At 43.3% G+C, this 22335-nt stretch carries 18 protein-coding genes and 1 riboswitch; of the genes, 5 read left to right on the top strand and 13 right to left on the bottom strand.

All coding sequences use genetic code 11. The features are described from left to right. Window position 1: 1 nt before the first annotated feature. Window positions 2-1507 carry a S8 family peptidase gene (locus tag SporoP33_RS12135; protein ID WP_196796785.1) on the bottom strand — a complete coding sequence of 502 codons (1506 nt, stop codon included), beginning with the start codon at window positions 1505-1507 and terminating at the stop codon, window positions 2-4. Between the two features lie 278 nt (window positions 1508-1785). On the opposite strand from SporoP33_RS12135, the gene SporoP33_RS12130 reads away from it, so the two are divergent. Continuing rightward, a complete protein-coding gene (locus SporoP33_RS12130) occupies window positions 1786-2868 on the top strand; it encodes a YARHG domain-containing protein (protein ID WP_081243951.1) in 1083 nt (360 codons plus the stop codon). 141 nt (window positions 2869-3009) lie between these two features. Here SporoP33_RS12130 and SporoP33_RS12125 read toward each other — a convergent pair whose 3' ends face one another. Both SporoP33_RS12125 and grpE read right to left on the bottom strand, forming a co-directional pair. Next, window positions 3010-4188 carry a tetratricopeptide repeat protein gene (locus SporoP33_RS12125; RefSeq protein WP_081243950.1) on the bottom strand — a complete coding sequence of 393 codons (1179 nt, stop codon included), beginning with the start codon at window positions 4186-4188 and terminating at the stop codon, window positions 3010-3012. 84 nt (window positions 4189-4272) lie between these two features. After that, entirely contained in the window at window positions 4273-4866 is a 594-nt protein-coding gene (gene grpE, locus SporoP33_RS12120; protein ID WP_081243949.1) for a nucleotide exchange factor GrpE, read from the bottom strand. A gap of 485 nt (window positions 4867-5351) precedes the next feature. Then, window positions 5352-5529, top strand: a riboswitch (Lysine riboswitch). Between the two features lie 117 nt (window positions 5530-5646). Between grpE and dapA the strand changes: the two genes are divergently transcribed. Continuing rightward, on the top strand, window positions 5647-6537 hold the full coding sequence (gene dapA / locus SporoP33_RS12115; protein ID WP_081243948.1) for a 4-hydroxy-tetrahydrodipicolinate synthase: 891 nt from the start codon (window positions 5647-5649) through the stop codon (window positions 6535-6537). Window positions 6538-6724: 187 nt separating this feature from the next. On the opposite strand, the gene SporoP33_RS12110 is transcribed toward dapA, so the two are convergent. The 6 genes from SporoP33_RS12110 to SporoP33_RS12085 form a co-directional block, all read right to left on the bottom strand. Then, the gene (locus SporoP33_RS12110; RefSeq protein ID WP_081243947.1) at window positions 6725-8326 is read right to left on the bottom strand and encodes a DUF5050 domain-containing protein; all 1602 of its coding nucleotides are present in this window, start codon (window positions 8324-8326) and stop codon (window positions 6725-6727) included. Between the two features lie 124 nt (window positions 8327-8450). Next, window positions 8451-8837: an STAS domain-containing protein gene (locus tag SporoP33_RS12105; protein ID WP_081243946.1), complete on the bottom strand. Its 387-nt coding sequence runs from the start codon at window positions 8835-8837 to the stop codon at window positions 8451-8453. A 14-nt stretch (window positions 8838-8851) separates the two neighbouring features. Next, a complete protein-coding gene (locus tag SporoP33_RS12100) occupies window positions 8852-10546 on the bottom strand; it encodes a methyl-accepting chemotaxis protein (protein ID WP_081243945.1) in 1695 nt (564 codons plus the stop codon). Further along, a complete protein-coding gene (locus SporoP33_RS12095) occupies window positions 10547-10972 on the bottom strand; it encodes an ATP-binding protein (protein WP_081243944.1) in 426 nt (141 codons plus the stop codon). A gap of 15 nt (window positions 10973-10987) precedes the next feature. Further along, the gene (locus tag SporoP33_RS12090; protein WP_081243943.1) at window positions 10988-12109 is read right to left on the bottom strand and encodes a PP2C family protein-serine/threonine phosphatase; all 1122 of its coding nucleotides are present in this window, start codon (window positions 12107-12109) and stop codon (window positions 10988-10990) included. 284 nt (window positions 12110-12393) lie between these two features. Continuing rightward, the gene (locus SporoP33_RS12085; protein ID WP_196796784.1) at window positions 12394-14178 is read right to left on the bottom strand and encodes a serine hydrolase domain-containing protein; all 1785 of its coding nucleotides are present in this window, start codon (window positions 14176-14178) and stop codon (window positions 12394-12396) included. A gap of 182 nt (window positions 14179-14360) precedes the next feature. Here SporoP33_RS12085 and SporoP33_RS12080 point away from each other — a divergent pair, with 182 nt between their 5' ends. Next, on the top strand, window positions 14361-14591 hold the full coding sequence (locus tag SporoP33_RS12080; protein WP_081243941.1) for a hypothetical protein: 231 nt from the start codon (window positions 14361-14363) through the stop codon (window positions 14589-14591). 255 nt (window positions 14592-14846) lie between these two features. Here the strand turns inward: SporoP33_RS12080 and SporoP33_RS12075 are convergent, their stop codons facing one another. After that, entirely contained in the window at window positions 14847-16013 is a 1167-nt protein-coding gene (locus tag SporoP33_RS12075; RefSeq protein WP_081243940.1) for an FxLYD domain-containing protein, read from the bottom strand. A 462-nt stretch (window positions 16014-16475) separates the two neighbouring features. Here SporoP33_RS12075 and SporoP33_RS12070 point away from each other — a divergent pair, with 462 nt between their 5' ends. Further along, window positions 16476-17843 carry a DHA2 family efflux MFS transporter permease subunit gene (locus SporoP33_RS12070; protein ID WP_081244854.1) on the top strand — a complete coding sequence of 456 codons (1368 nt, stop codon included), beginning with the start codon at window positions 16476-16478 and terminating at the stop codon, window positions 17841-17843. A gap of 166 nt (window positions 17844-18009) precedes the next feature. Beyond that, the gene (locus SporoP33_RS12065; protein ID WP_081243939.1) at window positions 18010-18285 is read left to right on the top strand and encodes a YqhV family protein; all 276 of its coding nucleotides are present in this window, start codon (window positions 18010-18012) and stop codon (window positions 18283-18285) included. Window positions 18286-18352: 67 nt separating this feature from the next. Here SporoP33_RS12065 and SporoP33_RS12060 read toward each other — a convergent pair whose 3' ends face one another. From SporoP33_RS12060 to SporoP33_RS12050, 3 genes are all read right to left on the bottom strand, one after another. Then, window positions 18353-19585, bottom strand: coding sequence for an MFS transporter (locus SporoP33_RS12060; RefSeq protein ID WP_081243938.1), 1233 nt, complete (start codon window positions 19583-19585; stop codon window positions 18353-18355). A 139-nt stretch (window positions 19586-19724) separates the two neighbouring features. Then, the gene (locus tag SporoP33_RS12055) at window positions 19725-20351 is read right to left on the bottom strand and encodes a LysE family transporter (protein ID WP_081243937.1); all 627 of its coding nucleotides are present in this window, start codon (window positions 20349-20351) and stop codon (window positions 19725-19727) included. A gap of 492 nt (window positions 20352-20843) precedes the next feature. Beyond that, window positions 20844-22295, bottom strand: a complete 1452-nt coding sequence (locus tag SporoP33_RS12050) for a Na+/H+ antiporter NhaC family protein (RefSeq protein WP_196796783.1) — start codon at window positions 22293-22295, stop codon at window positions 20844-20846. Between the last annotated feature and the right edge of the window lie 40 nt (window positions 22296-22335).

The raw sequence follows: 22335 nt of genomic DNA, 5'->3' as shown, positions 1-22335 counted from the left end.
GTCACTTTGGCTGCACAATAAACTTTATAATCACCGACTTCTTCAGCGGCTCATTCTTCGTATTCGGCAACCCGTCCTGAACTCGTAAATAATGAATGCCTTCATCCCAATGCGTGTTCGGTGAAATCAGCAGCTCTTTCCTGTCCGCGGGATTGACCCGGGCAGTAAAATCAAGCTGCCGATCCGCACTGTTCGGCGAACGCGTAATATCAATATACGGATGATAATTCTCCGCCATGTTTAATTCATGTGAAAAACGGACAGTAAATACTTTTGCAGGTTTTACTGTCTTGTCTGGAAAGTCCCCTGTAAATGAAGGCTCATTTCCGCCCGGCAATAAATAGTGGAGCATGCTAATATTCAGCAGCCCCGCCCCGTAATGTGGATCTTTTCCCGGCACACCAAGGTCTGTTGCCGAACTTTCAAGCAGCCGTTTCATGTCACTTGGTGCCAAATGAGGCCGCAGCGATTTCACGACAGCGGCAGCCCCTGCAACGACAGGTCCGGAGAAGGAGGTCCCGCTGACCGATTGATACCTGTTGTGAATGGCCGTAGTAAAAATAGCCGTTCCAGGCGCAACCAGACTAATATGCTTATTATAGTTAGAAAAACTGGCGCGTTTATTCAGCGGATCTGTTGCTCCAACAGAAATCACATCTGCGTACGATGCCGGATACATGATTTCATTGCCTTTTTCGGCACTGTTTCCGGCAGATGCCACGACAGTGATGCCTGACTCGACAGCCCGTTTAATGGCTTGCTCTTCCAGCAGAGAAGGCTCGCTGCTGCCAAAGCTTAAATTGATCACGTCCACTTTTTTCGCTAGTGCATAGTCAATCGCTTTAATGGCATTGGAAACTTTGCTTGTCCCATTCACATGAGAAATTTTCAGCGGCAATACGCGTACATTATACGTTCCGGCAATCCCCGCCACACCGAGGTGACTTCCCGTATCTGCTGCAATGACACCCGCAACTGCAGTGCCATGTCCGTTCATATCTTGCACGTCCCAGTTATCTGCATAAAAATTAAAGCCGCCCGCCTGAATACGGCCCTGCAGATCTTCATGGTGCAGATCAATACCTGAATCGATAACCGCTACGACAGCGTCTTTTTGCTGTTCTGCCGCCCTGGCCCAAATCAGCCGCGGCTTCACCTGCGGAATCCACCATTGCTTCGTCAAATCAAGATCGTCGTATGAAATATGCGAATAGCGTTCATAATTCGGCTCTACATGCAAAACGCCGGGGTCTTCCAGCAGCTGTTCTTTGACAATCTTCATTTCTTTTGCGTCTGTGAAGCTCCACAACTCCACCTGATCCGCAATATTTTCACGGCTTTCCACACCCGGCAATTCTTCTTCAGCTGAAAATGACTGTCTAGTTTCTTCATACTCTACTAATAACTCCGTATACTTTCCATCTTCCGCACTGGCCGATTTATGAAACCCCATTATAGAAAACAGCCCGATAAGCAATAGTAAACTTGTAAGGTGCTTTTGATTCATTTCTTCACTCATCTCTAGTAGTTTTTATATGATTGTGGAATAAAATCCGTTGAATGTACCCTATTATAGTCCAAAAACTGCTAATCTCCCAGACTTATTGATGAGCATAATACCGATTTACAGGAATTATTTTCAAATAGCGTATAAATTGGCATACTTTACGCCCACTGTATACAGCGAAAATCCTTTCATCTAGAATAATCGAGCCAGACATAGTATAATCTTGACTACGTTGGCATCCGTGCCACGGAGCCTTAGCATAAAGTAGGAGCATACCCATGAAAAAATGTCTAATATGTAATGAAGTGAATACTGATGATCAAGAGACCTGTACGAATTGCGGAACGACATTTACTTTACGGCGTTCTTATACTAAAAAACAGTCTTTACTGAAACTGCCTATTTATCTGCTCGCAGCAGCTGTAATAGTGATTATCATACTAACCGGTTATCTCATTTTAGAAAATAAATACGGCAAAGAAGCCACTACAGAGCAATTCATCTCTGCGCTGATCGCTCAGGATAAAGACACTCTTCAAGAATTAATCAAACCAAAAGACACACGCATTGCAATCGATGAAGAAAGCATTCAAGCGCTGCTGCACCTTGTGAAGAAAAACCCTTCCATCGTACAAGTCGCGGAAAATAATTTGCTGAAAGAATCCGAAGACGGCATGTTCTCCCTGCGCGCAGCAGGCAAACGATTCGGCCTATTCCCCCGCTATACGATCAATCCGCCGGGCTATATTATGAAAGTAAAGTCACTCGGTGAAGAAACTGTGCTGGCATTACATGATGCAGAAATCGGCTATATCAAAAAGCGTGATGAAACGGCTGAGTTCGGACCGTTCCTTGCAGGCATCTACCCTATTCAAATGACGACTACGATCGATGAAGAACTCGTGCAGGAAGAAATTCAAGCCAATGTATTCGGCGCAAAACAAACGATTCAGCTGTCATTTGATTCGGTAGAAGAGCTGGCGGCAGAAGCTAAAGAAAACGAAAGCACCCCTGACAGCGAAGCCACCGTACAAAATGACGTAATGCCGGAACAATCCGACGAACCAGTCATTATCAAAGAAGTGATAAAAGAAGTGCCGTCGGGCGTCTATCAGGACCAATTCATCATCTCATACAGCGGAGACGTCTTTTTGGACAAATCCGACCTGAATGGATTATCAAAAGAAGATCTGCGGCTCGCACGTAATGAAATCTTCGCGCGCCACGGCTATATGTTCAAATCAAAAGATCTGCAGAACTACTTCGGTTCGCAGTCATGGTACGAACCCAATCCCGACTTTGACGGAAAGCTCGCGGAATGGGAAAAGCATAATATCCAGCTGATTAAATCATATGAGTGATACAGGGGCGACCGGGAAAGATATTGGACTTTCCTTGGTCGCTTTTTTTGTGTGTCTTGGGGGTTGGATCGGCGCGGTACAAACTCGCTCTGCCGCACCCCTCCGCCATTTCTGCACGCCAAAAAACGCGGCAAGAAAATCTCACCGCGCTTCCTCTTCCGCCGTTTTCAACATTGCTTTCGCCTCATAGGTCACCCAATCTTTATTCGGTTTATTGACAAGCTCCTGCAAAATCGCGATGGCGTCATCGTGTTCATCCAATTGCATCAGCGCACGGCTTTCCTGCAGACGGATTCCTTCCCGATATGGCGATTCTTTATAATTCGGGTTGTCTTCTTTTAAAAATGCCCGAGCGATATCGACGACTTTCTGATAGTCCCGTTCCCTCAAATAACTGGAGGCAAGGAAATAGGATGCGTCGTCGGTGAAATAGTCGCTTTCTTCCGTTTGCACAGCATACTTCAAATAGATAATAGCTGCCGGGAAGTTTTCGTTTAAAAACTGCTTATAGCCTTCATTATAATACGTTTTCGCTGCTTCTTCTGTAACGTATGGAAGTTCTTCTTCCTCTTCAGGCTTTGCTTTAGGCTTTTTAGCAGGTTTGTCCGCGGCTGCGATCGGCTTCTCGGCAGGCGCAGCGGCTGGCGGTTCGTTAGCGGTTTGCTGCTGTCCTATCATATTGGCCAGCAGCATCACGATTGAAACGAGCAGCACACCGGCAATGGCAATTAAGCCTGCCACGGCGTTTTTCTTCAGTTTGCGCTTCCTCTTCGGCTTCGGCACAGGCCTTGCAATATCCGGACGCGGAGGTTCTGCCGCCACAACGCGTTTGATCGTGGAATCGTCCAGTGCGTACATTGGCAAGCCTGCTGTAAAGCGCGCCAGCGTGCCTGCGTGGTAACGCGCCAACAGGATCGTTTTCATTCGATACAGTTCAATCGGAATCGGCAGTTTTCCTGCGAGATGAATGGCATAATCAAGTATATGTAGTGCATTTTCCGCATAGCCCAGCTGAATTTCTGAAACGGCGCGGTTATATTCAGCGACGACTTGCGTGTATGTGTCCCAATTGCCGAGAATCATTTCCTCAAGCTTCGCTACATGGGGCTCCTTACTGTCCAGTTCTTTCAAATAGGCCAGTGCCGCATGCAGATTGCCCACTTTACTTTCAAGCACTGCCTTGTGCCAGAGAATCTGCTTCTGGCTGACACCCATTTTTTCAAGCTCTCTTATCGTATCTAAAGCATGGCTATAACGCTTCTGCCGGATCTCCTTTTGCATTTGCTGGACCAGCATCGGGATGTTAGTGAATGAACTCATTGAATCACCTCCACTTACTCAATGGGCGGACGCAGTGACTCAACCATTGATTGATCAGTGTGCTCGTCATAGACGTTCCCCCTTCTACAAAACCGTTTTCACTAGCGCGTATTGAACGACTTGATCTTCCAGTATAAATGCTCTGCGGAAGACAGCTCCTACCTGGAAGCGGTCCACACCTTCATCAGCTTCTTCTGCTGGTATGGTGCCGATTGCTTCCATAAAGCTTTCATCAAAATACTCGCCAAGTACAGCCCGTTCCTGAATGCCCATCTCTCCGAGCAGACGGTGCGCTTCATCCAGCATCACATCAAACTGTTCAATGAGTTCTTCTGAATCAAAGCCGAGCTTATCGCGGCCTTCTTCAAATAATGTAAAGATTTCCACTGCGCGTTTCGCCATCTTCACCCGGTCCTGCAAGGCTTCCTCCTGCAGGCGTGTAACCGCTTCATCGACAGGCAAGATTGCTTGATTGCTTTCCAATAAATCTTCCAGCGAGCGGAAACTGGTGGAGGTAAACTGCTGAAATTGCTTCAAATCTTCTTTTGTGACCGGCTTTTCAATAGGATCTACTTCAAAATCCTCAATCGTAATTTTCTCCAGCTGCATTAATTCTTTATCTAATAAACGCTGTAACTCTTCCGGCCTGTTATTCGCGGACTCATGCATAGTACTCATCGAATTCCCCTTTTCAGAAAACCTATGTAGTGTTTCAAGCAAGAAAAGCCCAGACTCACGTTAGGCTATTATACTGATAAGATAGCATTTTTTGGGGGCCAACACAATACTGGGCGGTGAATTGTCGAATGATTACGTCCGCCTGCGCATTCTATCTGACGGGATGCTGCAGGATCTGCCACAGATAGACAAAAAGAGTCCCCGCGTTTTGAGAACTCTTCCTGTATTGAACGATTTAGTTGTAGTATGAGTAAAACCTCATTCTGCTTTCCTTGATCAGCGGCGCAAAGTTTGTATTCTGAACATTTTTGGTTATTGTCAGATGGCACTAGTATCCGTTTCATCTAGGCAAGAAGGAATCGATAGCTGAGAAAACCACTGACATTTCAAACTATTTTTGCATTTGTATAATGTTTTGGTTGCTATTTCCCGAGATACCTAGTAGAGTGGGGTTAATTAAACATTCACTTATTTCGAACTTTCCGAAGTAAGATAGAGGCGCAAAAACCATTAGTACACAATCAGAGGATCATGAGGTTCTGTGAAGATTGTCGAAAGGGGAATTTGCCGAAGCGGCGAGAAACTCATGATCTCCAAGCTGATCCTGGACTGAACAAGTGCAGGATTGTCATATAGGAAACTATATGGTGGGCTATCTCATGCAAAGAAATAATTCATTATTTCAACGCAACAGCGAGCCCTCGTTGTTGCTTTTTGCGTTCATTAACATACCGCCCCCACCTCTGTGTTTTTTAATAAAATGATAGGATGTGGAGAATAATGAATTTCGGATCAATTATGACAGCAATGGTAACTCCGTTTACTGAATCAGGAGACATTGACTACACAGCAACTCGCAATCTGATTAACCATCTGCTAGCCAATGGAACAGACGCACTAGTCGTCGCAGGTACCACAGGAGAATCTCCTACACTTACGAATGAAGAAAAAGTGGAACTATTCAAGTTCACGGTACAAACCGTGGCAGGCAGAGCACCCGTCATCGCGGGCACTGGATCAAACAGTACTAGAGAATCCATCGATTTGACCATTCAGGCAGAAGAAGCAGGAGTTGACGGCATTATGCTTGTCGTCCCTTACTACAACAAGCCTTGCCAGGATGGATTGTATCAGCACTTCAAGACGATTGCACAAACGACGACTCTGCCGGTCATGCTGTACAATATCCCGGGACGCAGCGCATTGAATATGCTGCCTGAAACGATTATCCGTCTGGCTGACGTGCCTAATATCACGTCTGTTAAAGAAGCGAGCGGTGATCTGGACGCTGTGGCATCTATTATCGAGCATACAGGTGACGACTTCTTCGTCTATACAGGCGACGATTCATCGACACTTCCGGTGCTGGCGATCGGCGGAACAGGCGTCGTATCGGTCTCTGCACATATTATCGGAAATGAAATGCAAGAGATGATCCATCAATTCAGAAGCGGCAATACCAAGCAGGCGGCAGCTATTCACCGTCGTCTATTGCCGATTATGAAAGCAATGTTCGCAGCTCCGAACCCTTCTCCAACGAAGGCTGCATTGAATTTGACAGGCGTTCCGGTCGGCGGCGTGCGTCTGCCAATGATTGCTTTGTCAGATGAAGAAGTGGCTTCATTGAAGAATGTGCTGGAACTTGACGACCGGGCTGCTGTGGGTTTTTGATGTATATAGAGAAATGAAAAAAAGCTGTTCCGGAAAGTCCTGTCTTGGACTTTTCGGGACAGCTTTTTGTGTTGGTTTGGTGCGGTTCTGGTTCACTTTGATTCGGACAACAATGTGAATCGCGCAGTCAAACAGCACTTTCGATTCATTCATCAAAACTATTAGCTTTTAGCAGTGACTGTGTCATTCACTTCAAATCCATTTGATAGTTCTTATTGGCGTTACTGTCCGTAAAGTATAATACTCCGCCCTCTTTACTGATTTCAGAAGTTAAAAAATCGGTAATTTGCGTCAGTGAGCTGCCGTCAGTTTTCATTTTGAATAAATAGCCGCTATGGGAATAATTACTGAAATAAATCCAGCCTTCATGAACAACCAATTCGTTCGCTCGTACATTCGCTACTTTCTGATTGGCCGATCCGTCTGTTTTCATTTTGTATATCTTAACATCATCGCCCGAATTCGCGTAGTATATCCAGCCATTTTCCGTATCCGACGTCCACATTCCGCTCATGTATTCATATCGCGTATCAGTAGCTTTCGGGAGACCCGCATTATTCCATGAATGGGTTTTTGCCAGCTGACTGTCGGACACCAGGAAGTAACCATAGCTGACTTTGCCTTTTCTGTCAGGCACCGGATCGTCCCACGTGACATCCAGGCTGTACCAGCGGCCATCTATTTTGACTTTATTCCAGCCGTGATTCATGGCAGGCGTACTTTTCACATAAATTGTGTCAATCCCCAGTTCATTGAGCAAGTAGACCATTGCAAGGCCATAGCCATTACAAACCGCAGTTTTATTCACGAGCACACCATACATCGTATAGGATTCTCTCGGTATGGTGTTTTTTAGGTAGTTGTCATAATCATAGGCCGTCTGCAGAACCACATAATCATGAACTGCCTTAACTTTTTCATATTCTGTCATGCCCGGCTTAATGGCAGTCGCATATAACGTATCGATTCCTTGCTTCAGGCTCTTCTTCATTCGTGTGATGGTGTCTTTCGGATAGGCATACTTTGCCGCCAGATACCCCGATGAATAAAAAAGACTTCCTTCATATTGATAATAGAAAATTTCAGGATGCTCGTCCAGAACCTTACGCAGCTCTGCGAATACTGCGTTACTGTCTTTCGTATACTTATCGACGTAAATCTTGTCATCCATGTTGGTTAACCCTATAAAAAGCGCAGAGTATAAGTCCGTAACTTCCGTGATCTCCGGCTTTGCCTCAGGTTGTGGCGGCTGATAGACAAACTGCTGGTAAACATCCCTTCCCAGCTGAACTCCTTTGTGGCTGTCCAAATCCTTTTGCAGAATTAGTGTATATACTGTTCCTGCCTGATAGGGTTCATTCGGCGTAAGAAGGAGACCTTCCGAGTTCAAGCGGATAGTATAATTAAACTCCTCGCCTGATTCATCTATAATCTTTGCCTTGTAAGTATTTTCTTCTGTTACGTTGACCGGCTGATTGAACGTGACTCGCCATGGCTTTTTACTGTCAGCAATCGCTTCAAGGGGCTTCCACTGTTTTGCCAATTGTAAATTCGGAAGCAGCTGCATCTTGTTGTGTTCCGGTACGATAGATTTTGCAGCTGACGGAACCGACAATGCCGGCAGCTCTTCGTATGATACGTTTTCTTGCAAGAAATGCTCATCATCCGTTGGCTCCGGCACATTCATATCATAACTTTCGAGATTTGGAGTGGTTGCAAACGCAGGCTGGATAGCGGTAAAGAGAAAGCTTACTAGCATGAAAGAAAGAACCAGCGCTTTATTGTACATAGTTTCCTCCTTTTGCCGTTATTTTTGGACAGTTTGGCAACGCGGATTGTGCAGCCCAACATCATGGCAGCGCGCACCTGAAAAAATATCGCGGTCACCAACACCGCGGCCATCACATCACTATTTAATACTCATCAACAGTAAGTTCCGTCTCTACATGGTGCTGAAGCATTTTAAAAGCAGCTGCTTCGCTGTCAACGATCGGGAAAATTCTGTCACATTGGGAAATGGAGAATAACTTACGGACAAAGTCGTCAACGATAATAATGACGATTTTCTCCTTTTTCAACGATACTTTTTTGGCAAAGTTGACGATCAAACCGAAGCCTGTACTGTCTATATTCTGAACTTTGCTCATATCCAGGATGAAACTGCGGCCTTCTTTCTGCAGTATGGTCTGCAGCCGTTTTTTCAGCTCTTCCATTGACCCGTACTGCAAATGGCCTGAAAAACCGAGAATCACATACGAGTCTTTTTCCGTCACTTGCAATGCTGCTGTTTTTTGTTCCATTCTGCCTGCCTCCATTACATTTTAAATTTATTCACTTCTTCACGTAAACGATCGGCTACTTCCGCTAAGCTGGTTGTGTTGTCGGCGATTTCCGCTACTGTGGCATACTGTTCTTCAGATGAAGCGGCAATTTGCTCTGTCGCAGCCGCGGACTCTTCAATGATGGCGGAAATATTTTGGATGGCATCTTGGACATTTTGAGAGTTTTCATTCACGTGTACGAATGCTTCTTTCATCTGTCCAACCCCCGACTCTGTTTCACTGACTTTCTCCACGATATGCTTCAGCGCTTCCCCGCCTTGATTAATAATGACGACTTGCTCTTCCACTGCAGTCAGATTACTTTCCATCGTCCGGACTGTCACCGATGTTTCTGCTTGAATATCGGTGATTAAATCCGTAATTTGCTGGGCGGCTGCTTTTGATTGTTCAGCCAATTTACGCACTTCAGCTGCAACGACCGCAAAACCTTTGCCGTGCTCTCCTGCTCTTGCTGCTTCAATCGCCGCATTCAGCGCCAGTAAATTTGTCTGTTCAGAAATCGCGGTGATGACGGTAATAATTCCGCCGATTTCTTCTGAACGCATGCCCAGTTTTTGAATGGAATCGGTCGCATAGCTTACCGTTTCTGTCACTGTGCTTAAATGTTCAATTGCTTTGCTGATTGCCTGCTCACCTTCATGCGCAATAACCGTAGATTGCTTGGCGTTCAGCAGGCTCTGCTCGACATGCCCTAAATTAATTTCCACTTCAGCTATCGTATCGCGCATCATTCCAGCAATCTGTTCCGCATGTTCGGACTGATTCGTCACACCGGATGCAATTTCATTCATGGTCGAAGCGATTTGGCTAGCCGTTTCATTCGTCTGCTGCGATGACTCTGCCAGTGCGACTGAAGAATTGGCGATTTCTTTGGCATTTCGCGCGACGTGCTCGATTGTTTCCGTTAACTGTTCTTTCATATGGTGGAAGGCAGTTGACAGGTCAGCGATTTCGTCTGTTCCTTTTGCTTCATAAAGCGCAACATCTAAATTCAAATCTGCCAGTTCATTCGCATTGTCACGCAAACGATTAATCGGCCGAACAATGATGCGCTGGATAATAAAGCTCGCAATCAGAATGACAAGTACCGCAAGCACTAAGGAAATAATAATCGTCTGTGTTGCGGAAGAAGCAGCAATTTTGATATAAGGCGCCACAGGAATCGCAACCGCGATAATTCCGATCACGTCACCTTCCTTGTTAAAAATAGGATCGTAGACCGCTTGAAACGGCTCGCCCAGAACATCTGCCGTACCGATAAAACGTTCCTTTTTTCCCAGAACAACGTCTCCTACTTGCTCAGACACTTTCGTACCTAAACGGCGTTCCCCATTTTCTATAATATTCGTTGTAATCCGTGTATCATTTTGAAAAATGGACATCGTGTTCCCGAATGTCAGCTCCCCCAGCTGATCTGGAATATCGTATGCTTCGTTCATATCCATTTCGCCTTTATATAACGAACCATTCGTGATGGACCAGTCGCCCGGCACGGAATTATTCAGCAGCTCCATACTCAGCTGCAGATCGGACATCAATTTCGTCTCCGCGGCCTCAAGCAAATTCCCTTTTGTGGCATAGTAATTCAGACCGCTTAAAATACCGGAAAGCAGCACAATTGCCAGTAATATTACTCCGTTAATCTTTTTGCCAATTGACCATTTCATTTATCGTTCCTCCGAAGCCAGTAATTTTTTCTTCACGCCGACCAAAAATTGCGAGCCGGACAATTGTTCAAACCACAGCTGATCAACCATATGCTGTATGAATAAAAAGCCGCGCCCCCGCTCACAGAAGCTTTCATCTGCAAGCGCAGCACCGAGAATTCCAGGCCACTGCTCCTCTGGTATTCCTTCCGCAGAATCGGTAACCGCAATATGCAGCTGATCATCTTCATTGCGCACATACACTTCAATCGATTCAGTCCTGCCGTCTTTCTCCATCGCTTCCACTGCATTAATCACAAGTTCATGCGTCACAAAACAAATCTCTCGGGCGCATGGGATCGCATACAGCTCCGTGTAGTTTTCCATGAGCTGATCTATCAGCCGGATCGACTGCTGGTTCGGTATGATACTGAATGTAAACTCCATAACGGTTTCCCCCACTTATAATGCAGTTGTGATCGAAACAACTGTAATATCATCTTCCAAAGGCAAATGCGGTAATTTGTACTCTTCCGTAAACTTCCGCAGCATCAGGCGGCTATTTTGCGAACTGTATGAATGAAAAAAGTCCCAGTCAATTTTCTGATCAGGATATAAAGTGAACAAGCCGTCTGTATATAAAATGATACGGTGCCAACCTGTCAGACGAATGCTCTTCGCCTTGACTTGGATGGTTGGAAACAGGCCGAGTATTGGCGAATTCGCATGCATCATCACGGTTTCACCGTACTTCCCGAACATGACCCCTTCCGGATGTGAAGCATTTACATACTGCAGCGTTCCATTCTTTGTATCAATGACCACATAGATCGCCGTCACTAAAAACGAATCAAGTCCGTCAGTGGAAAACAGTTCATAAATTTTCCTGTTCATTTCTTTCATTACACTGACAGGATCAATCAGCTTTACGATAATATCCTTCAGCAGCGACCGAATGGACATCGTCACGAGCGCCGCCGACACCCCGTGGCCCATCACATCAAACAGCAGCACCGCAGTCAGATCATCATTGAGCTGAAACCAGCAATACATATCGCCGCCGAGTGACTGAGAAGTAAAATACATGCCGTTCACTTCAATAGACGGCAGCATCAATTCTTGCGACAGCGCACTTTTCTGAACGTTTTTCGCAATGGCCAAGTCCGTTTTCAGCTGCAGCTCATGCGCTTTCCGCTTCTTCGTTTCTTCATAATAGTTCAGCGCAATCCGAATCCGAATCTTCAGCTGAATAAAATCAAACGGTTTCAGGATGAAATCAAATATCCCGGTATCCAGAAGACGTTCAAAAATGACCGGTTTTTCATATGAAGTCGACAGCAGAATCGGCACATCCCGCCAGCCTTTCAGCGCTTCAATTTCACGGCAATTTGCTTCGTAATTGTTTACATTTAAATTCGCGTCATAAATAATTAACCTAATCTCTTCATCTAAAAATAGATGCTCATATTGAATGGCCGTATATGCACTTTGAAATACATGTATCGTGTGCAGATCCAGCTGCTGCAAGTTTTTCTGAATTTTAAGGACATCATTGCCTACATCTCCGATAATAATAACAGTCATTCTTCAGTAACTCCTTAAAATTAGTAGTATACTAGTTCAATATCATTATACTTTATGTCTATGAGGAAAGATATAGACTGTCAGCATTTTTGCAAAGAAATTGAATACAGCAGGGTGTTTATATAGCGAGTAATTATATGTATTTTTTATTGAATCGCATAGCTAATACAATAGTCCAATAAAATTTCACCAAAAAAAGCACACCCCCTTGCATAACAGGAAGATGTGCTTTATTCGTATCACTTGCTTTTCTGTTGCCGCTGCAAACAGTCCAGTGTTTGCACTCATCGGTAAAACTCCCAATACATCACATTCACACACAGCGACACGCACGAGAGAACGGTAAAAATGAAATATACCATTTGCCCCTTAGTAAAATGAAAGGTCCATCTCACTGCTAACCAAGCTGCACAAAACGACCCGGCCATCATTACATAAACCAGTGAAAAAGCCATGAAAACTTTCAGCGAATCGTAAGCAGTGAAGGACAATGCTTGATAAAACATCCCGCTAACAGCAGCCGCCAGCAACACATTTAGTACATTTGGCAGAAGAATGGCCGCGCGCCGCATAGTCTTTCGGAAACCCGCAATACCCAGCAGAATGACCGAATACAAGACAGAAATCAATCCAATCCCAATCAAACACCAGTCAAGCACATGCCGCCACATAGGCACTTGCAGCAAATCTCCGTTATACGCTGACAGAATATTTCCATGCACGGGATGCTTAGAATACATATCACGGCTATAGATTCCCAGCTCCCCGTCAGATATATACACACCGGGACTTCTCTGCGCGTAGACGACTCCATTTGTTTTCAAATCTTTGGAACCGGATGTTGTGACCGATATGCGATTCAGCACACCGTATATCTTGCTGAATCCGTGGTGCGGCATACGTGCCGGCTCATAGACACCTTTCCAAACGGAAGGATCTTCAAGCCCTTGCCCCTCCGTATGATGCTCCGGCTTTCCAAATAACAAATCAGGAATGCCTAATGTAAAATTGCTTTCATTCGCCTGATTCGTCAACACCAGCACACCAATTCCTTTTTTCTGGTCCAGATACATAGAAGAACTGAACGCTGCGGTATTTCCGCCATGGCCATACACTTCACTTGAAGCAGGCAATGCAAACAAACCGTTCGCCATACGCGGAATATCTGTTCCAGGATAATAATCAGTCGGCTGGAATAATTGATGAATCGTCTCTGCCTGCTTAAACAGCGGGTGTCCGTCTTCAGATAATAACGCGGCTGCAAGCAATCCTAAATCATTCGCCGTCCCTATGACACTGCCCGCAGGATACAGCGGAATCGCATAAAAATCCGGATCCATCCGTTCATTTTCCGCCGTATATCCTTTGATTTTAAGCCGCTGCTCTTTCACCCATTGATGATCACGCTGCAAGGGGTCAATGGAAGTGTGCTCCATTCCTAACGGCTGAAATATATGATTGTGCACATATTCCCTGTAATCCTGCCCGCTGACTCTCTCCACAATATACGCCGCAAGCGCAGCCCCATAATTAGAGTACGCGGCGACTTCACCCGGCTGGAACACTTGTTTCACATCGGCGTTCTCCAGCGATTGTGCAAGTGAAGGAATTTCAGCAGGTGCAGGAAGCATCAAGTCTGTAAACGTATCATCAAATCCAGCTGTATGATTCATCAGATGCTGTAACTGTATAGGTTTAGGGAACTTAAATGAAACTGGCAGATAGCGCTCAATATCTCCATCAAGCGCCAGTAACCCTTCCTCCGCCAACTGCATGACGCTGACCCAGACAAGTACTTTAGAAACCGATCCCCACTCGAATACACTTGCTTCATCGACAGGGCGCTGCTTTTCTAAGTCCCCATAGCCTGCTGATTTCCGAATGACTGCTTCCCCATCTTGAACGACTTGTACGGCAAGACCTGCAGAATCGTCTTGATGTTCTGTAATCAGCTGATCGATTTCACGTTCCAGGGATTGTGTATTCAGCGCGTAGATAGATGAAGGAAAAATGATGCACGCTGCACACGTTATAAGTAATAAATGAATGCACGAAGTTAGGTGTTTCATGTATACGCCCCTTTTCCATTCGTTCTGGGTGTTAACACGCAGAACTTCACCAGTTGCTGCTTCTTTCATGAATTTCCGATAAATTATCTAGTGCTTTTCACTCTATTATATTGAAAACCGTGTGTATTGTATTACACCGCTTTGCTGCCTGCTACATACAGTACGGCAAGGGGGTGATATTCATGTCCAAATGCGATAAATTAAGTAATGAATGGCTATTCTTCTTCGGAATTTTAGCCGCATATGCAGTGCTGGGATTGTTTTTAATCGTCCCTGTTTTACTGGCATCCCTCGCAGGAGGCTTGCTGCTGACAGTCTTCGTTGGCATTTTGGTGATCATCATTGTGCTGTTCGCGCTGGCGATTATTTTGAAAGGCCTTTCCCGGCTGTTTCATTTTTGTAAACGCTATTGATGTGAATACAGCCGTCACTTTGTAAGTGGCGGCTGTGTTGTACATATATAAATAGCTGTTTGAAAACTGATTGGATTATTCAATGCGAAAGATGGCTGCAAAATGCACTATTCACGGGGGCGTTTTTAATTTCTCATCTACTATATTAGATAGTTTTGCTAACTAACGCGACTGAGCTAATAATACTGACGAGATTATTTTACGGTAATTTATGGATCTGTTTATTTTTTGCAGACTAATTAAATACTAAGTTAATCACCAGGTCCAATTATATGCCTTTACTTTCACTTCAGTGACCTTCCCTTTGATTTCTTTTGAAATTTCAGGATAGGTCATTTCAAAACCGGCAGTACTTTCTGGATTCAGACTAACTGTCAATGTTTCCTTCAATACACCAATCAATTTCCCTTCACTATCATAAAGACCAGCTGCTAAACGCACATCATCCACCAATTCTTCAGTGGGATTTTGCACAGTCCCTGTCACTACATAAGGATTTCCGTAATCATTATTTGTTTCCCTGAAATTCACATTTTCCGTTTCGAGTAACATGGCAGCATCCGTCGTCTTACTAAAATCGATGTTTACAGTAACGTCTGCCACCACATCCGCTTTGTCTACCGCATTTAGCATAGCGGTATCGCCGATATATGCTGTTTCGCCCGGAGATAGTGTATTAGGAACAGGCGTGACCATGTCTGACGTTCCTACGATTGCACCGCTATCGTCAACAAAGTTAATTTGAATGGAACCTAGATCAGCAATTGCATCACCAGTATTTTTAATCTCTGCACTGTAATTAGTCCATACTGTTCCAATACTGTCTTTCCACGAATAGAATACTTGATCTGATATTTCTACATTTGCTTTCTGTGATGCTTCCTTTTCTTTTCTTTGCTTTAATTTTTTTGCAATCGGTGCTTTAAATTCAGCCCGTAAGTTATTGAAGATTTCCGCGTATTCATCTTCATTTTCAGAAGTAGTACTGTACACTAACTGAAAATCCTTATTCTCTCTTTGAAATGCTAAGATTACCTCACGCAAGTCTCCTGCTCCATTCTCTACATTCAACAATACGAGCTTTCCTTTTGAACCATCATCATACGTAGTTGGCACACTTTCTATAACTTGTACATTTTTACTCTCAACTGTACTTTGAGATTCTCCAACCATGCTGGAAAAATACTCTTTACCTTCACTATGTACGTGTTCAGTCAGAAATTCTTCTTGTTGTTCTTTGCTCCCATTAATAAATTTGCTGTAAAACTCAGAGGCGATTTTTTCCTCCCTATCCAACCCTTTCTTTTCTGCGTTGCCATTCTCCCCGGCATTTACATCGTTCGTTGACATCGTTTCTTTCGTTTCTCCGCAACCAGTTAGAATTAAAGATGAGCAAACCGCAGCAAACAATAATCTCTTCATAAAGCCACTTCCTATTCCTTTTTCCTACTATTCTACATGAACTATACCATTTTAGTAGTTAAATCATACTAGTGAATAGAATTGTGTTAAAAACGTTTAAGATAACAAACAATTTATCAAAAATATGTAATCACTTTCTATAATAGGGCATATAGGCCAACAACGATATCACAAAAATGCAATTGCGTTGTGCCCCGTCACTCTGTTCTAATTTGAATGCGTCTTCAGCAGTCGCCATTATATCCTCCCTTTCCACATACATGCTATAATGCTCAAGCAGCAAGTTATGAATAGCGATGAACGTATTTCATCTAAGGATATCTGCATTTGGTCATCGCCAAGATCGATATCCTTTGTCTCATCATAATTCGTTTCTTGCATATGCACTTTGCATCAGTCTGTTTAGAAAGGAAGTAAATTGTGTCCTCATTACAAATCGTTCAAGTACGTCATCCGAAAGCGATGGCTTTTACATTGATGTTTGGAGCTTTTATCGGATTGTTTGGTGAAACAGCTTTAAATATGGCTCTTACTAATATTATGTCCGACTTCTCTATCACATCGGCAACTGCACAGTGGCTGACTACGGGATATTTATTGACGCTAGGTATTCTAGTACCTGTCTCTTCTCTCTTAATCCGATGGTTCACTACAAAACAATTACTCATTGCTTCTCTTGCCTTTTCAATAGCAGGGACAATTTTAGCGGCGGCAGCACCCAGTTTTGCGGTGTTGTTTATTGGACGGATCGTTCAGGCGATCGGAACAGGAATCCTGCTGCCGCTGATGATGAATGTTCTTTTATTAATTTTTCCGATCCATAAACGCGGTGCCGTCATGGGGGTCATGGGACTAGTCATTACAACAGCCCCTGCAGTAGGCCCTGCCTTATCCGGCGTAATTGTTGATACCCTTGGATGGTCATATATCTTCTGGCTTAGCTTGATATTCTATGTAGGATTAATCGTATTAGGTCTGAAGCAAATTGATAACGTCTCCCAAATTACCAGACCGACGATTGATGTCGGATCGATTATCTTGTCCACGCTTGGTTTTGGCGGATTAATTTACAGTTTAAGTACGATTGCGGAAAAGTCTATAACTTCCGCACAAGTATATACACCATTGGCAATCGGTGTTATTTCTCTCGTGCTATTCGTCACCAGACAGCTGAAGATGAAACAGCCGATGATCAATTTGCGTGTGTTTAAATATCCGATGTTTACGTTAGGCACATTGCTGCTGTTCATTGGGATGTTTTTAATTTTATCTACAGCTATTTTACTGCCACTGTACTTGAGAACTTCTTTACTAGTAAGCGCGGCAATGGCCGGGATTATTCTGCTGCCAGGGAGCGCCATGAACGCATTGCTGTCTCCGGTTGTAGGCATACTGACGGATAAATTCGGTGTCAAAAAGATTTTACCGATTGGTTTTCTATTCACCGCAATCTCGAGTATCATGTTTGTCATAATTATTTCAGCAGAGACAGCCATTTGGCAAATCGTCATTGCATTCCTGATATACTTTATGGGCATTTCCATGATTATCATGCCTGCACAAACCAATGGATTAAATCAATTACCGCGCGAACTCTATGCAGATGGTTCAGCGGTAATGAATACTCTCCAACAAATTGCAGGCGCCACAGGAACGGCATTAGCCATTACATTATTGGTACATGGCCAAAACTTGCTTTTGAAAGTCTCACCGAGTGCTCCTTCTGTTGAATTAATCGCAGCGGGCACGAAATATGCGTTTTACTTTATCACGGCGTTTGCTGTTGCAGGTTTTATTGCATCGCTGTTTGTAAAACGTGTTCGTGTGTGAATTACTGAAAGGTACCAGGTTCCGACACAATTTAGAATTGTCTCGGAACCTGGTACTTTTTTAAGCAGCGCGATGAAGCAACTTCGCTCATTCTATTGTGATATCTAAAGGGCTAAATAACTCATTAACGCACTGCATATACTAAGCATAAATACAATCAGAGGACGTGGTTTCCGTGATAGAAAGTGCGTTGCTTTTCATTATTATATTGAGAGTTATTTCAGGAAGTATAGAAGTAACGGCTGCCGCACTGATGTTTAAATTTAATGACTTAGAAAAGGCGTTTTATATTAACTCTTTGCTTGCGTTAGTAGGTCCTTTTATATTAATAGTTACGACGGGAATCGCATTGCATGGTCTTACTGAAAAAATATCTTTAGTGCGAATAATTTGTCTGTTCACCGGAATCTTCCTCATTATTTTCAGTTTAAAATCCAAATAAATTACTCCCCATACATATCTGCAAACAGAAAGAACCTGACAGTTTCATCGTACTGTCAGGTCCTTTTTCAGGTTCTTTCATTGGATTCTTCAATTTCTTCGACGTTAATAAATTTAAAAACAATAACAGTCAAAATTAATCCGAGGAGAGCGGCAATAATGTAACTGCCGGCGAGAAAATCTTTCATGGCAATTGACATCAAAGGAGGGCCGGCTGCTACACCGATAAATCTTGCTGAACTGTAAAATGAGGAAACTGTGCCCCGCAGCTCTTTTTCAATATTTTCTGTAATGATTGCATCCAGAGCCGGCAATAATGCGCCGATTGCTATTCCTACTATACTGGTTACGATCAGCAACAGGATCAATTTTTTGCTTGTAAAGCCTACAAAAATGACACTCGCGGACATGGCGAGTAAGCAAATGATCATTAGCCTTTTTATGGTTTTCAGATCCCCTTTAATTTTTCGCCCCGATAAAAAGGATGCCACGCAGAGGAATAATAACGGAATTGCCAACACAAAGCCTTTCTTAATTCCCGCGATATCATGTGTTTTCTCAAGGTTCTCCGATAAAAAAAACAGCATACTGAATAATACCAGCATGACCAGAACTCCATTGAGAAATACGGTATACAGCCATTTGCCTTCTGATGCAAATATTTTTTTCGTGTTCTGTATAAAGACCTTAAACTTTACCGGTTCATCTTTTTCTTTCGGGACTTTCACAAAGAAAAAGATCAGTATAAAAGAAATGACACTAAGTACAGAAATAGAGAAGAACGGAAGGAACCATAATACAGCAGCAAATACTGAACCTAAGATCGGCGCTAACACTTTTCCAAACGTATTCGACGTTTCAATAATCCCTAAACAGCTGCTGCTTTTTTCGCTGTCATCTTTATATAAGTCACCCACGAGCGGCAAAACGATCGGCATAGCACCCGCTGCTCCTATCCCTTGTAATACCCGTCCAATTATAATCATTATATAAGGGTCATCCATCTTCCACGAAGCAAATCCGGCAATCAGACCCCCGATCAATGCGAAGACCAAACTTGGCAATATCACCATTTTCCGTCCAAAGCGGTCTGATAAATAGCCGGCCACGGGGATAAGTAAAATAGCCGCCACTGAATAACTGGTAATGATCATACTGGACTGAAACGATGTAATGCCGACTTTTTCTTCCAATAAGGGAAGCACGGGTATGAGCATTGAATTCCCCAGCGTCATAATAAGCGGAATTGAGGCTAGACTTACAATGCACCATACACTAACTTTGTCCCCGTCTTTTTCCATTACCACACCTCATCTTATGCTGTTCTATTGATTAACGGTATGGTTTCCAAACGGGAACTTTTTATACTGTAATAACTTTTTTAGCGCCACTGACATGCCATTATGTAAAATCATGTGAAAACAGCCCGCTGAAGATCACTTAAAACAGCGCCTGATAAGCTTGGATACCGAAGTAAATTCCAAAACCGATCATAGATATAGAGGATATAATGGAAGTGATCAGTAACACCTTAACGGACAAAATCTTGCGTGCTCCGCCGGATAAAGCAGCCATACACAAATCCACGATGATGATACCCGACAATATCGCAAGACTGTTTATGATGATTGTATGACCCGTTGAACCGCCAGCTGTTTTTGCGAGGATTGAACCGTATATGCCCAGCCAAAAAATAATAGTCAGCGGATTCATCAATGACATCAGAAAGCCGGTCAGCATAGATGTCCGCAGTCTGACTCTTTTGCCGAATTTCACACGCATTTCCACTTTATTTAACGTCAGCAGATTTTCTATACCTGTATACATAAGTACAAAACACCCAAACGACCAGAGAATGATTTTAAGTAAAGGTGAATCAATAAATTGTCCGACTCCGAAATACACGAGAATCATGTACATAATATCCGTTGTCACGGAACCTAAACTAAAAGCCCAAGCGTGGAAAAACCCGCGTTTAAGCCCCGTATTTAATAAAACAGTTTTAACCGGTCCGATTGGCGCGGCTAACGATGCGCCAAGGAAAATATATATCAATATTGAATTCACAAAACTGCCCCCTTTAACATGCCGTCATTGCATTTTATTCGAAAATAATGCCCGATAGGACTTGTTAAGAGATAACTTTAAATAATTTTTTTAGATTGTATCTGGCATAGAGGCGGTTTCGTGCGTGAAATTGGCTTTCTTTTCAAACATCACTGCGCATCATGACACAGCATTATCAAAGAAAATGCCACATATAAAATAAGCTCTTTCGTTGATTTCTCAGTTCAGGAGCTTATTTTTCTTATGATTATTTATTTTGATCGCTAACCGGCTCTTTTTAACTATCTGCGCCAAGCACCCGTTTTCCATTGACAAATGTTGTATCACTGGTTCTGGGGTCTGACTAAGATTGGAGATGTTGAAGTAACACTTAATGTCCCCCAATCCCGATGCACTCCGGAGTTGCGTCGAAATTGGATACTTTGCTCTAATTTGACTGTGTGACACGTAAAAAAACTCATCGCCAGCTGGCGATGAGCTAATTAATCATACTTAGTCATCTTTTGTCTGTATTGTCACGGCTGTTTCAGGCTTGCTCAAGTCTACAAATGATTTGTTATTATTTGAAAGTGCAATTGTTTCTATCTCATCTGTGCTATTCTTTTCATCCCAGACCCATGGCTGCTTTTTAATTGCGCGATCTGCAAATGGGATATAGATTGATAAAATAGCAAAAATACCAAGTAGCATGACATACCACATATAAGGAATAATCTCGATTGGGGATACAATACCACCTGCAATTCCCACTAGTAATAATATTTGATTGCCATAAGGCAGGAGTCCTTGTGCTACACTGCTGAAAATATCCATTAAAGCAGCAGTTCTCCTTGGATCTACCTGGTGTTTATGCGTAATTTCTTTAGCAATATCGTTTGTAGCAATCAGTGCTGCTGTGTTATTCGCTATCGCCGCATCTGCTAGTGCGACCATTCCGGAAATACCGAGTTCAGCGGATTGTCGGCCTTTAATATTCCTTGTTACCTTCTCTATGATAAATTGAATGCCGCCAGCATCCTTCATCATTTGAGAAAGCCCGCCAATAAATAGTGCTAACACTACAATTTCAATCATTCCTTCAAAACCATCAAACACCGCCTGGTTGAAAGAAAGGAAAGTTAGATCACTAGTGAACAATCCGATAATACCAGAAAGTATGATCCCACTAGTTAACACAGCAAATACATTCATTCCTAATACCGCAAATAGCAAAACAACAAAATAAGGGATAACTTTTATCAGGTTATATTCGCCTATTTCTATAGGAGCGGAAGTCGCCTGCCCGCCAAATACCAATAGTAATATTACAGTAACCACAACTGCCGGCAAGGCTATCCATAAATTAATACGGAACTTGTCTCTCATTTCAACTCCCTGACCTCTTGTTACAACTATCGTAGTATCAGAAATAATCGATAAATTATCGCCAAAGAATGCCCCTCCCAACACAGCCGCAAATAACATGGCCATATTCAAATCGGCAATCTGTCCGATACTAAATGCGATTGGTGCCAAAGCTGCCACAGTTCCACTTGATGATCCTGTTGCCAAAGACATCAAAGCACAAATTACAAAGAATCCTGCAATAAGAATAGAAGTTGGCATGAAGGTTAAACAAAGATTAACAAACGACTCAACTCCACCCATTGCCCCTGCAACAGTAGAAAATGCACCGGCCAGTAATACTGTTAACACCATAATTGCTATGTTTTCATTTGTACATCCCGAAATAAAGGAACCTATCTTTCTTTCCATTGGGGCTTTGTAAATAACAAACGCTGAGATAACTGCCAAGAATAAAGCGGCAGATGGCGGAATCTGATGAAACGGCTTTTCTACTCCTACAAATGTCAGTATAATCCCCGTTCCAACCATTAGACCTATAAATATTAATAACGGCAGTAAAGCTAATCCATTCGCACCTCTGTTTTCTATTCTACCCATTCCTCCACTACCTTTCCAAATATTCCGACTATTTTTCGCG

Source organism: Sporosarcina sp. P33 (genome assembly GCF_002077155.1).
Classification (GTDB): Bacteria; Bacillota; Bacilli; order Bacillales_A; family Planococcaceae; genus Sporosarcina.
Note: the sequence above shows the minus strand (reverse complement) of the source record. Positions and strands in the feature narration are given on the sequence as shown.

What these genes read in the sequence shown, in the direction of transcription:
- SporoP33_RS12135 (WP_196796785.1), bottom strand. Translation starts at nt 1,507, where the DNA reads ATGAATCAAAAGCACCTTACAAGTTTACTATTGCTTATCGGGCTGTTT.
- SporoP33_RS12130 (WP_081243951.1), top strand. Translation starts at nt 1,786, where the DNA reads ATGAAAAAATGTCTAATATGTAATGAAGTGAATACTGATGATCAAGAG.
- SporoP33_RS12125 (WP_081243950.1), bottom strand. Translation starts at nt 4,188, where the DNA reads ATGAGTTCATTCACTAACATCCCGATGCTGGTCCAGCAAATGCAAAAG.
- grpE (WP_081243949.1), bottom strand. Translation starts at nt 4,866, where the DNA reads ATGAGTACTATGCATGAGTCCGCGAATAACAGGCCGGAAGAGTTACAG.
- dapA (WP_081243948.1), top strand. Translation starts at nt 5,647, where the DNA reads ATGAATTTCGGATCAATTATGACAGCAATGGTAACTCCGTTTACTGAA.
- SporoP33_RS12110 (WP_081243947.1), bottom strand. Translation starts at nt 8,326, where the DNA reads ATGTACAATAAAGCGCTGGTTCTTTCTTTCATGCTAGTAAGCTTTCTC.
- SporoP33_RS12105 (WP_081243946.1), bottom strand. Translation starts at nt 8,837, where the DNA reads ATGGAACAAAAAACAGCAGCATTGCAAGTGACGGAAAAAGACTCGTAT.
- SporoP33_RS12100 (WP_081243945.1), bottom strand. Translation starts at nt 10,546, where the DNA reads ATGAAATGGTCAATTGGCAAAAAGATTAACGGAGTAATATTACTGGCA.
- SporoP33_RS12095 (WP_081243944.1), bottom strand. Translation starts at nt 10,972, where the DNA reads ATGGAGTTTACATTCAGTATCATACCGAACCAGCAGTCGATCCGGCTG.
- SporoP33_RS12090 (WP_081243943.1), bottom strand. Translation starts at nt 12,109, where the DNA reads ATGACTGTTATTATTATCGGAGATGTAGGCAATGATGTCCTTAAAATT.
- SporoP33_RS12085 (WP_196796784.1), bottom strand. Translation starts at nt 14,178, where the DNA reads ATGAAACACCTAACTTCGTGCATTCATTTATTACTTATAACGTGTGCA.
- SporoP33_RS12080 (WP_081243941.1), top strand. Translation starts at nt 14,361, where the DNA reads ATGTCCAAATGCGATAAATTAAGTAATGAATGGCTATTCTTCTTCGGA.
- SporoP33_RS12075 (WP_081243940.1), bottom strand. Translation starts at nt 16,013, where the DNA reads ATGAAGAGATTATTGTTTGCTGCGGTTTGCTCATCTTTAATTCTAACT.
- SporoP33_RS12070 (WP_081244854.1), top strand. Translation starts at nt 16,476, where the DNA reads ATGGCTTTTACATTGATGTTTGGAGCTTTTATCGGATTGTTTGGTGAA.
- SporoP33_RS12060 (WP_081243938.1), bottom strand. Translation starts at nt 19,585, where the DNA reads ATGGAAAAAGACGGGGACAAAGTTAGTGTATGGTGCATTGTAAGTCTA.
- SporoP33_RS12050 (WP_196796783.1), bottom strand. Translation starts at nt 22,295, where the DNA reads ATGGGTAGAATAGAAAACAGAGGTGCGAATGGATTAGCTTTACTGCCG.